Raw genomic sequence first — 11,881 nt, forward strand, 5'->3', positions numbered from 1 at the left:
GGTGGACACGACGTTCAGTCTTGTTCCGTCGCGGTGGTGTGGGGATGAAGGTGATGCCGCTGGTGGTGGCGGCGATGGTGGCGGCTGGATGCACCGAGGGTGGGTTCGGCGGGCTGTACAACACCCCATTGCCAGGTGGGGCGGATGTTGGCGAGCACCCGTACACGATCACCGCTCAGTTCGGCGATGTCCTCGACCTTGTGCCGCAGGCCAGCGTGAAGGTCAATGATGTCTCCGTCGGCAGGGTGGCGAAGATTGAACTGACGCCGGACAACAAGATGGCCGTGGTGACCCTGGTGGTCAACGGAGCCGTGACTTTGCCAGCCAATGCGGGCGCTGAGCTGCGGCAATCCAGCCTGCTGGGGGAGAAGTACGTCCAGCTGCGTGAACCTGTTGGCGAGCCGCCCCAAGGCCAGTTGACCAATGGCGCGGTGGTCCCGTTGAACCGAACCAACCGCAATCCCGAGGTCGAAGAGGTTCTAGGCGCGCTGTCGATGCTGCTCAACGGAGGGGGAGTCGAGCAACTGAGGACGATCGTCGGCGAGCTCAACCAAGCGATGTCCGGCAACGAGAAGCAGATCCGCGAGTTGCTGGCCAACGTGAAGAACCTGGTGTCGACATTGGACGATCAACGCGGCAACATCGTGCGCGCGATCGATGGGTTGACCAAACTGTCCGGAACCTTGAAAGGCCAGACGGGCAACCTGACCAACGCGCTGGACAACCTGTCGCCGGGCCTGAAAGTCCTTGAACAGCAACGGACTCAGCTGACGGGGATGTTGACCGCGCTCGACACCTTGTCCGATGTAGCCGTGGACACGATCAATCGCAGCAAAGCAGATCTGGTCGCGGACCTGAAGCTTCTCGAACCGACCTTGCGCAAGCTCGTGGAGACCGGGGACAAGCTTCCGATCGCACTGGAATACCTGGTCACCTATCCGTATCCGTCCTATGCGGTCAATGCGGTACGGGGTGACTACTTCAATGTGGACGCCCGGCTCAGCCTCGACTTCACCGAGATGATCAATAACTTGTCCAACTCCGGGCAGACGTTGATCGCGCCGCCAGGTCAGTCCTATGGCGACAACACTGGTCCGCTGCCCCTGCCGATTCCCGTGCCGATCCTGCCGGATCTGTTGCCTCAGAACGGTGTGCCGCCCGCCAACCAGGGCCCGCTCGCGGGGTTGCTTGGCACATTGCTGGGAGGTGGCTGATGTTGACCCGGGCCGTCAAATGGCGGTTTGTGGCGTTCATCGTGATCGCGGTGGTTGCCGTGACGTACGCGGGTGCCCGATACGCCGGGCTGGACCGGTTGTTCGGGGCCAGTGGGTACGTGGTGACCATGCAGTTACGTGACTCGGGCGGGATTTTCACCAACGCCGAGGTCACGTATCGCGGAGTGACCGTCGGCCGGGTCGGCGAGATGCACCTGACTGACCAAGGCGTGGACGTCGAACTCGTGATGGAGACCGGACATGAGGTCCCGGCCGACACCAAGGCCACGGTGGCCAACCGGTCCGCGATCGGCGAGCAGTACGTGGACTTGCAACCTACGAGCGAACGCGGTCCCTATCTAGGCGAAGGGTCCGTGATCCCGAGTGACCGCACGAGCATTCCACCGGCGACCGAGACCATGCTGTCCAACTTGGACGGCCTGGTTCGAAGCGTGCCAGTCGATTCGTTGCGCACGGTCGTGGACGAGTTGAACACGGCATTCGCCGGGACCGGCAACGACCTCCAACTGCTGCTGGACTCCGCGGGTCAGTTCACCGCCACCGCGAGCCAGCACCTGCCCCAAACCACCGGCTTGCTGAGCACCGGGCGGACAGTCCTGGAACGACAACAGGCGGAAGCCCAGAAGTTGCGAGCGTTCTCCGACGGGCTACAAAAGCTCTCCGCCCAGCTGAAGACGTCCGATCCCGACCTGCGCAAGCTGATCCAGGTCACGCCGGTGGTGGCCGACCAGGTTGTGGACATCCTGCGGATGTCCGGCCCGGACCTTGGTGTGGTGTTCGCGAACCTCCTGACCACCACGACCATCACCACCAGCCGGACGGCCGCGATCGAGCAGTTCATGGTCGCGTACCCGGTGATCTCCGCGTTCACGCCGAGCACATCGCCGGACGGCACCGGACACCTCGGGATCATGCTGAACTTCTTCGACCCGCCGCCGTGCGTGAAGGGCTACGAAGGGACGAAACAGCGGTCCGCCAGCCAGACTGACCCTATCCCGGTCAACCGCAACGCCTACTGTGCCGAACCGCCGAACAGCCCAATCGGTGTGCGGGGTTCGCAGAACGCGCCTTTCGCCGGTGTCCCGAAGCATGTGCCGTCGGGTGGCCAGGCCGCGCAACCGCAGCTTCCCGGCGTGCTTTCGCTGAATCGCGGCGGTTCCGGTTTGCAGAATATCGGGCAGTTGCTAGGTTTGCCCAGGTGATCGGTCGGATTCTGGTTGTGCTCGCGGTGCTGGCGGTGGCCGCGGCCGGTTTCACGGGCTGGCGCTGGTGGCACGCTTCGGACAGCGCAGGGGCCGACTTGGCCTCGCAACGTGATGCGGTGCTCGCCTTGGGCATGCGTCAGGTCGTCGAGTTGAACACAGTGGACTTCCACAACCTCGACGCCGATTTTGATCGCTGGCGGGAGGCGTCCACCGGGCCGTTGCTCGAACGCTTGAACCGCAACCGGGACACTGACCGGCAGGCCGCTTTGAATGCCAGGACTGTCGCCAACGCGAACCCGGTCGTCGCCGCGATAACCTCAATGAACACGTACGACGGGACCGCGAACATGATCGCCGCGGTCGAGGTCGCGGTGAGCCAGAACGGTGCTCAGCCGACCAAGAGCGTGAGCCGGTGGGACGTGGACCTCGCGCGGACCGACATGGGCTGGAAGGTCAGTGCGCTGGAGGTGGTCGGGACATGAAGCCGACCATCGCGGGCATCCTCGGCGCCGTGATCATCCTGTTCGGCTGCGCGGCGCTCTGGTTTTCGCTGTCGCAGTCGCCGGGGCCTTCGAATACGGCTCTTGTTGATGTCGCGGGTACTCAGGCTGTGTCTGATCAGGTTGGCCGGGCGTTGCGCACGGTGTTCTCCTATGACCCCGGGCAGATGGATCGAACTTCGGCCGCGGCTCAGGAAGTGTTGACTGGCGCGGCGATTCATCAGTACAACACGGACTTCGAGGCGGCCAAGAAGCATGCCGCCGACACCAAGCAGGTGCTGACGACAGCGGTACGGTCGATCGGGGTGACAGACCTAAGCCCGAATTCCGCGCGGCTATTGGTCTTCATCGACCGGCAGACCGTGCAAGGGGATAAGCATGAATCCGCGGCGGCACAGCTGTTGATCTTCGCGGACAAAGAAGGCGAGACCTGGAAGATCAGCGACATCCGGTTCTTGTAAGGCCGGACGCTGCTAATCCCTCGTGAGTGGTTATCCGTGTTCTAACCCTGATAACCACTCACGAGGGCAGGTCTCTGGATATAGCTTCGGCCGTGGTCAGGAGGGGCGGCACCAGTTCTGTGTGCACGCTGTCGATCGGCCTGCTGACGTGCGTCGAGATGTTCAGCGCCCCGATCACCTTGCCCTTGTTGCGGATCGGCGCGGCGATCGACCTCAGGCCGTGCTCCAGTTCCTCGTCGACCATGCTCCAACCCTGGGCACGCACCCGGACCAGTTCCGCCTTCAGCTCCACCGGATCAGTGATCGTACGATCGGTCAACGCGGGCAGCGGAGTGTCGAGGAAGTCCATGTTGTCCTGTGCCGCAAGCATTACGCGGCCCATTGAGGTCGCGTGCGCTGGGAACCGGGTGCCGATTTCGATCATCACCTTCATGATCCGCTTGGTGGGGACACGGGCCACATAGACGATGTCCGAACCGTCCAACACGGACACCGAGCAGGACTCGTGGACCTCCAAGGCCAGTTTTTCCAGGTGCGGTTGGGCGACGTCGGGCAGCCCGAGACTGGACAGGTACGAGTAACCGAGTTCAAGGACCTTGGGGCGCAACATGAACATTCGCCCGTCTGTCCGCATGTAGCCGAGGTCAACCAACGTGAGCAGGAACCGGCGTGCTGCTGCCCTTGTCAATCCGGTGACTCTGGCGACGTCGCTGAGTGTCATCTCAGGGTGGTCGGCGTCGAACGCTCTGATGACCGCGAGGCCGCGTTCCAGTGACTGCACGAAGTCGCTCATCGTTGTAACGCCCGATCTATGAATTCGTCGGCCGAACCCAGGTACTCGGCCGGATCCAATGCTTTGTCGATGTCTGCTTCGGACAGTCCGACCCGTGGGTCCTTGAGCAACGCCTCGCGGAACGGGCGCCCGGACGACGCGATGTCCTTCACCACGCCCGCAGCCGCGGCTCGTCCGATTGACGGCGCCAGCGCGGTAACCACAGCCTCGGCCATTACAAGGCCGCCGGTCATGTCCACATTGGTCCGCATACGCTGAGCATCCACCCGCAGTCCGGTCAGCAGGTCTCGGGTACGGCTGCACGCTGTGCTTAGAATGCTGAACATTGAATTCAGTGTTTCCCATTCAGCGTGCCAGGCACCCGCCGCCCGCTCATGCTCCTGTGGCATCGCGGCGAGAATGGTCGACACCAACCCGGGAATCTGCTTGACCCCGGCGGTGATCAGCACCGAGCGGACCGGGTTCTGCTTGTGCGGCATAGTGGACGAGCCACCGCCAGAAGCCTCAGCAACCTCACCGACCTCGGTCTGAGCCAGCAACGTCACGTCCAAAGCGATCTTGCCCAACACCCCGGCCAGAACCCCAAGCGCCCCAGCAAGCTCGCCAACCCTGGTCCGATTGGTGTGCCACGGAAGCAAAGGCTCGGACAGGCCCAGTTCAGCGGCGAACAACCGCGGCACCTCGGTATTGCCGAACACGGACAAAGTCCCGATAGCCCCGCCAAGCTGAGCGGAAAACCGAAGACGCCTGAGGCTCGAGGCAGCCTCATCCAAAGCCACGAGCCACCCAGCGCACTTGAGCCCGAAAGTCGTCGGCAAAGCGTGCTGCATAAGCGTTCGAGCAATCATGATCGTACGCCGGTGCGAGTCAGCCAACCGGGCGCAAGCAGCTGCCGTAGCGTCCACATCGGCCAGCATCGAGCCAACAGCATCGCGAGCCAGCAGCATCGCGGCGGTGTCCATAATGTCTTGGCTGGTTGCTCCGAAGTGGACATACAGGCCGGCCTCAGCCGAAACCCGGCTGCGCATCGCCTGAACCAAACCAACCACGGGATTCCCCGGCCCGACAGCCGCTCTGCCAAGCTCGGCCGAATCAAAAGAGGCGGGACACTGCGAGATCTCAGCGGCGGCCGATGCGGGAATCACGCCAGCCTTAGCCAGAGCTACGGCCAGCGCCTTCTCGGCGTCCACCATGGCCCGCAACCAAGCCTGGTCGTCCCGTGCACCGAACAGTTCGTCGAACACGACGTTCAGCCTGCCAGCTTCCGCAACGCGGTCAACTCGGAGTCGGTCGGCGGCGGCGTCTCGGTCAACGATGGCGACACCTTCAGCTCCCAGCCCGTCGCCTCGATTGCCTGGGACACCTCGACTCCCGGATGGATCTGAGTCAACGTGAACTCGCTGTCGACCGGCCGCAGCACCCCGAGATCGGTGATGATCATCTGCGGGCCGGAACCGGTGAACGTGGACCGGTCACCCAAACCGACGGACGTGACGAAGTCGAGCTTGTCGATGAACGTACGCTTGCTTTGCCGGACGATGATCACGACTTCCTTGCACGACGCGGCGATCTCCGGCGCCCCGCCCGCACCGGGCAGCCGCACCTTCGGATCGGCGTAATCACCGATCACGGTCGTGTTGATGTTGCCGTGCTTGTCCAGTTGGGCCGCGCCGAGGAAGCCGACGTCGATCCGGCCGGGCTGCAGCCAGTAGTTGAAGATCTCCGGCACGCTGACCAGCGAATCCGCTGTCTCGGCGAGGATACCGTCGCCAATGGACAGTGGCAGCCGGTCGGGTTTCGCGCCAATGCAGCCAGACTCGTAGATCAGCACCAGGTCCGGCGCGTGCGTCGCGCGAGCCAGATTCGCCGCGGTACTCGGCAATCCGATGCCGACAAAGCACGAAGCGCCGTCGCGCAGAACCCGTGCAGCGGCAACGGTCATCATCTCGTCAGTCGTGTACGTCATCGAACGACCTCCGCAAGCCAGCTCTGGAACTGTTCACGATCGCGCCCGATGGCGTCCCACGCCTTGTAGTACTCGTTGTCCCGCACGTAGTAGTCGTGGGCGTACGACGGATGTGCGCCATCAGGGACATGAGCGACCGCAGTGACCACCCAGCTTGGCAGCGTGACCGCGTTCGGCCGGGGCTCCAGCGTGTCGACGATCTCCTCGACCGTGACCAGGGATCGTTTGGCCGCGAGCACGGCTTCCTTCTGCACCCCGGTAATGCCCCAGAGCTGCACGTTTCCCTTACGGTCGGCGCGCTGGGCGTGAATGATCGCCACGTCCGGGTTCAGCGCGGGCACCGCGGTGAGCGTCTCGCCGGTGAACGGGCACGTGATCGGCTTGATCGTGTCGGTCTGTTTCGGCAGGTCAGTGCCGGTGTAGCCGCGTAGCACGGCGAAGGGCAGGCCGGACGCGCCCGCGACGTAACGGTTGGCCATGCCCGCGTGGCTGTGTTCCTCGATCTCCAACGGCACCGGCCACGAATGCTGCACGGCGTCGCGGAACCGGTGCAGCGAACCGACGCCAGGGTTCCCGCCCCACGAGAAGATCAGCTTGCGCGCGCAGCCCGCGCCGATCAGCTGGTCGTAAATCAGATCGGGGGTCATCCGGACGAGGGTCAGGTCCTTGCGGCCCTGCCGGATGATCTCGTGCCCGGCCGCGAACGGGATCAGGTGCGTGAAGCCTTCGAGCGCGACCTGGTCGCCGTCATGCACCAGGTCGGCGACTGCCTCTGCCAGTGACGTTATCGACGCCATCTCAACTCCGTGTGCCCAGCGTAAGCAAAATGTGCACTATACGAACGAGTGTTCGCAGCACGAACATTGTCTCAGGATGAACCGGAGATGCCAAATGAGACGTACCTCACGGCAGAGGGGCGGAATGAAATGCGTCCGCTTTACGTCATACGGGTGAGGAGAGTGCAACTCGTGGGGGATACGAGTGCACACTCTGTGTGAAGGGAGAGGGGACCATGATCAACGCAACTGTGGGGGAGACACCGATCTTCGACGAACTGCGTGAGCTGTTCGGCAAGTGGGAGATCGAGGAACTGATCGGGCACACCGAGGAGAACTCGGAAAGCTGACCGCTCGGCGTGTCGATGAGGGCTCGACGCGGCCGATGAGGTAGTACGAAGTGCATGATTTCCACCGAATGCGTGCTGTGCAGTCGGGGGATCGACCACTGTCACGGCAGCCTTGTCGTGCACAGCGACGGCACAGCCGAATGCACTGACATCACCTGTCTCGAACTGGGAATCGGCACGCACGAGCTCGTGCTCGAGTGCGCGCAGCTCACCGGGGGCTGCGAGTGCGCCGAGGTACGCGTTACCGCCTGATGGCTTTGGGCCGCCAACCCATGGCCCGGGAAATGCCGTGACCCGCGGCTCGGACCGCGGGTACGAGCATGTGCGAGTCCGTTTCGATCGGGACGACGATCGACAACGCTGCGATGACGGTGTTTGACGCGTCCCGGATCGGTGCCGCGATCGACTGGGTGATCATCTCGATCTGCCGGTCACTCACCACATAACCGTCGCGCCGGGCGGTGGCGAGCACCTCACGCAGGTGTTTCGTGGTCGAGATCGTCTTATCGGTGAAGCGCTCAAGCGGCGCCGCGAAAACGCGTTCCCGCACGTCATCGTCGGCGTGCGCGAGCAGGATCAGTCCGACGCCGGTCGCGTGCAGCGGCATCCTGCTGCCCACCCTGGTCAGGATGCTGACCGCGCCACGTGCGGAGATCCGTTCGAGGTAGACCGCCTCAAGGTCATCTCGCACGGCCAGTTGGACGTTCTGCCGGGTTGCCTCGTAGAGGTCCTCAAGGAACGGCATCGCGCGCTCACGCAGGCTCAAACTGCCTGGTGAGAGCGATCCGATGGCCAGCAGCCGCAGGCCGATCCGATACCGGCCGTCCGCGCCGCGGGTCAGCCCGCCCCAGTCCGTCAGCTCCGCCACCAACCGATGTGTCGTGCTCAACGGGAGGTCGGCCTGCGCGCTGAGCTCGGAGAGTGTCAGCGCGGGCTTGGTCTCGGAGAACGCGTCCAGTAACCGGAAAACCCGGCTGGCAACGGACTGGCCTGTCATACCTTCAGTGTGCCTTCCGGCCAGTGGAAACTAGAGTCGCTGACGTGGCGATTTTCAGCAACTCTGCTGTCATGCGAACTCAGGTGGCCATCGTCGGGGCCGGACCGGCCGGGCTGCTGCTGTCCCATCTGCTGTGGATGGAGGGCATCGACTCGATCGTTCTGGAGAACCGCAGCCGGGACTACGTGGAGAAACGTGTCCGGGCTGGCGTGTGCGAAGACCCGACGGTCAAGCTGTTGCGGGAAGTTGGATTGGCCGAGCGGCTCGACGTGGAAGGTATGCCGCATCGCGGAATCGTCTTGCGGTTCGACGGCGAGGACCACCGGATCGCACTGACGGATCTGACCGGCCGCACGATTACCGTGTACGGGCAACAGGAAATCGTCAAAGACCTGATCGCCGCCCGGCTCAAGGCGGACGCGCAGATCCACTTTGAAGTATCCGATGTGGAACTGCATGACGTAACTGGCGACAAACCGCGAGTGACCTATATGGACTCTGACGGTGTCGCGCACGAGATCCAGGCTGACGTGATCGCGGGCTGCGACGGGTTTCACGGCATCAGTCGACCGTCTGTTCCAGACAGTGATCTGACCGTCTACGACCACGTGTACCCCTTCGCTTGGCTCGGTGTCCTTGTCGAGGCGCCGCCCGCGAACGACGAGCTGATCTACGCCAACCATGAGAACGGCTTCGCACTGCACAGCATGCGTACGCCGGAAGTGACCCGGCTCTACCTGCAGGTCGACCCGGCGGATTCGCTCGACCGCTGGTCAGACGCCCGGATCTGGGACGAATTGCAGACGCGGTTCGCCATCGATGGCTTCGCTCTGCACGAAGGTCCGATCCTGGAACGCCTGCTCTCACCGATGCGCAGCTTTGTGGTTGAGCCAATGCGCTACGGCCGATTGTTCCTCGCGGGTGACTCGGCGCACATCGTGCCACCGACCGGCGCCAAGGGGATGAACCTCGCTGTGCACGACGTGCTGGTGCTGTCGCGGGCGCTCAAAGCTTTGCTGTCCGAGGGTAACAGCGACCTCGTCGACTCCTATTCGGACACTTGCCTGCGCAGGGTCTGGCGTGCGGAGCAGTTCTCGTACTTCATGACCACAATGCTGCACCGGGACAATCACGCCGACGCGTTCCAGCACCGGTTGCGGCTTGCCCAACTGCGGTACACCGCGTCATCGAGCGCCGCTGCCACCAGCCTCGCCGAGAACTACGTCGGCCTGCCGTTTCCGTAGGAGGAAACCGTGTATCTACGCGACGCGCCCGGCACTCATCCGCCGCTGGACAGCCCGGGGTACAAGTCGACCGGGCTGCGGCATCCACTGCAGCGCCCCGTTTTATTGCCGCAGAAGCTGACCGAGATCACCGGGCCATTGCTGGGTGAAGGCCGGCTTGGTCCCAACGACAACGACCTGACCGTGCAGCATGCCGGTGAGCCACAAGGGCAGCGGATCATCGTGCACGGCAAGTTGGTGGACGGCAACGGAAAACCAGTGCCGAACTCGTTGGTCGAGATCTGGCAGGCCAACGCGGGCGGACGGTACAAGCACGCGCAGGACCGGTGGCCGAGCCCGCTTGACCCGAATTTCGACGGTGTGGGAAGGACGTTGACCGACGCCGAGGGCCGGTACACGTTCACCACCATCAAACCTGGCGCTTATCCGTGGCAGAACCACGACAACGCCTGGCGTCCGGCGCACATCCACTTCTCGGTGTTCGGACGGTCGTTCACGCAACGGCTGGTCACCCAGATGTACTTCCCGGACGATCCGCTGTTCTCCCAGGACCCGATCTTCAACTCGGTCCCGGACCCGGCGGCCAGGGCCAGGATGGTCTCGGCCTTCGACATGTCACGGACCATTCCCAACTGGGCCTTGGCTTTCTCGTTCGACATCGTCCTGCGTGGCCAGGACGCCACGCCGTTCGAGGAAGAGGTGGACGACGAATGACCACGCCTTCCCAGACCGTCGGGCCGTTCTTGTCCATCGGGCTTCCTTGGCCTGACGGCCCGACTGTCGTTCCCCTCGATACCCCCGGCGCGATCCGGATCGTCGGTACGGTGTTCGATGGTGCCGGGAACACCGTTCCTGATGCGTTGATCGAGACCTGGCAGGCCGATCCGGACGGGCATTTCGACCACCCTGATGACCCGTCGGGCCCACTGCGTAAGGAGTTCCGTGCTTTCGGGCGCTGTCCGACCGATGTGGACGGCAACTACTGGATCTTGACGTTGCCGCCCGGCGCGATCCCCGGACAGGCGCCGCACATCGACGTCTCGGTGTTCGCCCGTGGGCTGCTGAACCGAGTGGTCACGCGGATCTACTTCGCCGACGACGCCAGCGACCCGGTGCTGTCCAGTGTGGATCCGGAACGCAGGCACACGTTGATCGCGCAGCCAACCGAGGACGGCTACCGCTTCGACATCCGCCTGCAAGGCGAAGGCGAAACCGTGTTCTTCGACGTCTAGCCTCGTGAGTGGTTATCAGGGTTAGAACACGGATAACCACTCACGACAGACCTTCGCGGCCTGTGGAAGATATAGGGGCCCGGCGAGGCGCTTGCGCAGCCGGTCCCAATCGGACGGCGCGGCCATGCCGAAACCGGTCATGGCCGCACACAGTCCAACGAGAAGGTCACGCCTGCTCACCGTCTTGATTCATGACGTTAACCACAGTCGGACTACTCCGCGAGCGAAGCGTCCAGCGTGATGGTCGTGCCGGCAAGCGCCTTCGAGATCGGGCAGGTCTTCTCCGCGGTGGCCGCCAGCTCGGCGAACTTGTCCTTGTCCAGGCCCTCGACCTTGGCGACGAGCGTCACCGCGATCTCGGTCAGCTTGAAGCCGCCATCGGGGTCCGGACCGAGGGTGACCTCGGCGCTGACGTCCACAGTGCCCGGTGTGAAACCAGCGCGCTTCACCGTGCCGGTGAAGTTCATCGCCAGGCAGGACGAGTGCGCCGCGGCGATCAGCTCTTCCGGGCTGGTCATGCCGTCCGGGTCGCCGGTGCGGGCCGGGAAGGTGACACGGAACTGTCCAGCGTTGGACGAGTCGAGGGTGACGTTGCCGCCACCAGTCTGCAGGTCGCCTTCCCAGCGGGTGGTCGCGTCGCGGCTTGGCATGGTCAGTGTTCTCCTTCGTGTGCTGTGGTTCGGGCGGACGTGGTGACTCGCCGCAACAGATCCATGAGTACACCGAGATCCTGGTTGTTCAGGCCCAGTGCGCATCCGATCGCGGGTGGGATCTCCTGCGCGCGCTCGCGCATGGCGATCCCGTCCGGCGTCAGGCTCACCACGACGCTTCGCTCGTCGTCCGCCTGTCGCCTGCGTTGCACCAGCCCACGCGTCTCCAACCGCTTGAGCAGTGGGGAGACGGTGCCGTAGTCGAGGTGAAGGGCGGCACCGATCTGCTTGATCGGCTGGTTGTCCCGCTCCCACAGCACCAGCAACACCAGGTACTGCGGGTATGTGAGGTCCAGCTCGGCAAGCAGTGGCCGGTACACGTCCGTGACCGCCCTGGACGCCGCGTACAGCGCGAAGCATGCCTGCTCGTCGAGCAGGAGGAGGTTCCTGGCGTCCTCGGTCATGCCAAAAC

15 protein-coding genes are annotated in these 11,881 nt (G+C 63.8%); 8 read left to right on the forward strand and 7 right to left on the reverse strand.

Annotated features, from left to right (window positions below):
• Positions 1-44: 44 nt before the first annotated feature.
• Genes LWC34_RS00860 through LWC34_RS00875 form a run of 4 tightly spaced genes read left to right on the forward strand, consistent with a single transcriptional unit; the run spans position 45 to position 3,401 of the window.
• The gene (locus tag LWC34_RS00860; protein WP_233722465.1) at positions 45-1,214 is read left to right on the forward strand and encodes an MCE family protein; all 1,170 of its coding nucleotides are present in this window, start codon (positions 45-47) and stop codon (positions 1,212-1,214) included.
• A complete protein-coding gene (locus LWC34_RS00865; RefSeq protein WP_233722466.1) occupies positions 1,214-2,437 on the forward strand; it encodes an MCE family protein in 1,224 nt (407 codons plus the stop codon). Before LWC34_RS00860 ends, LWC34_RS00865 begins: the two co-directional genes overlap by 1 nt.
• Complete coding sequence (locus LWC34_RS00870; protein WP_233722467.1) at positions 2,434-2,922, forward strand: Rv1363c family protein; 489 nt, start codon at positions 2,434-2,436, stop codon at positions 2,920-2,922. Before LWC34_RS00865 ends, LWC34_RS00870 begins: the two co-directional genes overlap by 4 nt.
• The gene (locus tag LWC34_RS00875; RefSeq protein WP_233722468.1) at positions 2,919-3,401 is read left to right on the forward strand and encodes a hypothetical protein; all 483 of its coding nucleotides are present in this window, start codon (positions 2,919-2,921) and stop codon (positions 3,399-3,401) included. The genes LWC34_RS00870 and LWC34_RS00875 overlap by 4 nt, the downstream gene beginning before the upstream one ends.
• Positions 3,402-3,459: 58 nt before the next feature.
• Here the strand turns inward: LWC34_RS00875 and LWC34_RS00880 are convergent, their stop codons facing one another.
• The 4 genes from LWC34_RS00880 to LWC34_RS00895 are packed head-to-tail and all read right to left on the reverse strand — an operon-like array spanning position 3,460 to position 6,957.
• Positions 3,460-4,194 (reverse strand): IclR family transcriptional regulator domain-containing protein, encoded by a 735-nt coding sequence (locus LWC34_RS00880; protein ID WP_233722469.1) that lies wholly within the window; start codon positions 4,192-4,194, stop codon positions 3,460-3,462.
• Positions 4,191-5,438, reverse strand: a complete 1,248-nt coding sequence (gene pcaB, locus LWC34_RS00885) for a 3-carboxy-cis,cis-muconate cycloisomerase (RefSeq protein WP_233722470.1) — start codon at positions 5,436-5,438, stop codon at positions 4,191-4,193. Before pcaB ends, LWC34_RS00880 begins: the two co-directional genes overlap by 4 nt.
• A gap of 5 nt (positions 5,439-5,443) precedes the next feature.
• Positions 5,444-6,160, reverse strand: coding sequence for a CoA-transferase subunit beta (locus tag LWC34_RS00890; protein ID WP_233722471.1), 717 nt, complete (start codon positions 6,158-6,160; stop codon positions 5,444-5,446).
• Complete coding sequence (locus LWC34_RS00895) at positions 6,157-6,957, reverse strand: CoA transferase subunit A (RefSeq protein ID WP_233722472.1); 801 nt, start codon at positions 6,955-6,957, stop codon at positions 6,157-6,159. The genes LWC34_RS00890 and LWC34_RS00895 overlap by 4 nt, the downstream gene beginning before the upstream one ends.
• Before the next feature lie 383 nt (positions 6,958-7,340).
• On the opposite strand from LWC34_RS00895, the gene LWC34_RS00900 reads away from it, so the two are divergent.
• Positions 7,341-7,538, forward strand: a complete 198-nt coding sequence (locus LWC34_RS00900) for a hypothetical protein (protein ID WP_233722473.1) — start codon at positions 7,341-7,343, stop codon at positions 7,536-7,538.
• Here the strand turns inward: LWC34_RS00900 and LWC34_RS00905 are convergent.
• Positions 7,528-8,283, reverse strand: a complete 756-nt coding sequence (locus tag LWC34_RS00905) for an IclR family transcriptional regulator (RefSeq protein WP_233722474.1) — start codon at positions 8,281-8,283, stop codon at positions 7,528-7,530. The two genes, LWC34_RS00900 and LWC34_RS00905, sit on opposite strands and share 11 nt — an antisense overlap.
• A gap of 71 nt (positions 8,284-8,354) precedes the next feature.
• Here LWC34_RS00905 and LWC34_RS00910 point away from each other — a divergent pair, with 71 nt between their 5' ends.
• Genes LWC34_RS00910 through pcaG form a run of 3 tightly spaced genes read left to right on the forward strand, consistent with a single transcriptional unit; the run spans position 8,355 to position 10,759 of the window.
• Positions 8,355-9,527 (forward strand): 4-hydroxybenzoate 3-monooxygenase, encoded by a 1,173-nt coding sequence (locus tag LWC34_RS00910; RefSeq protein WP_233722475.1) that lies wholly within the window; start codon positions 8,355-8,357, stop codon positions 9,525-9,527.
• Positions 9,528-9,536: 9 nt separating this feature from the next.
• Positions 9,537-10,241: a protocatechuate 3,4-dioxygenase subunit beta gene (gene pcaH, locus LWC34_RS00915; RefSeq protein WP_233722476.1), complete on the forward strand. Its 705-nt coding sequence runs from the start codon at positions 9,537-9,539 to the stop codon at positions 10,239-10,241.
• Entirely contained in the window at positions 10,238-10,759 is a 522-nt protein-coding gene (gene pcaG / locus LWC34_RS00920; protein ID WP_233722477.1) for a protocatechuate 3,4-dioxygenase subunit alpha, read from the forward strand. Before pcaH ends, pcaG begins: the two co-directional genes overlap by 4 nt.
• Positions 10,760-10,971: 212 nt before the next feature.
• Here the strand turns inward: pcaG and LWC34_RS00925 are convergent, their stop codons facing one another.
• Together LWC34_RS00925 and LWC34_RS00930 are read right to left on the reverse strand one after the other, a co-directional pair.
• Positions 10,972-11,409 (reverse strand): OsmC family peroxiredoxin, encoded by a 438-nt coding sequence (locus LWC34_RS00925; RefSeq protein ID WP_233722478.1) that lies wholly within the window; start codon positions 11,407-11,409, stop codon positions 10,972-10,974.
• A 2-nt stretch (positions 11,410-11,411) separates the two neighbouring features.
• Positions 11,412-11,873, reverse strand: coding sequence for a MarR family winged helix-turn-helix transcriptional regulator (locus tag LWC34_RS00930; protein ID WP_233722479.1), 462 nt, complete (start codon positions 11,871-11,873; stop codon positions 11,412-11,414).
• Positions 11,874-11,881: the final 8 nt, after the last annotated feature.

Source organism: Kibdelosporangium philippinense, assembly GCF_021390435.2.
GTDB lineage: Bacteria > Actinomycetota > Actinomycetes > Mycobacteriales > Pseudonocardiaceae > Kibdelosporangium > Kibdelosporangium philippinense.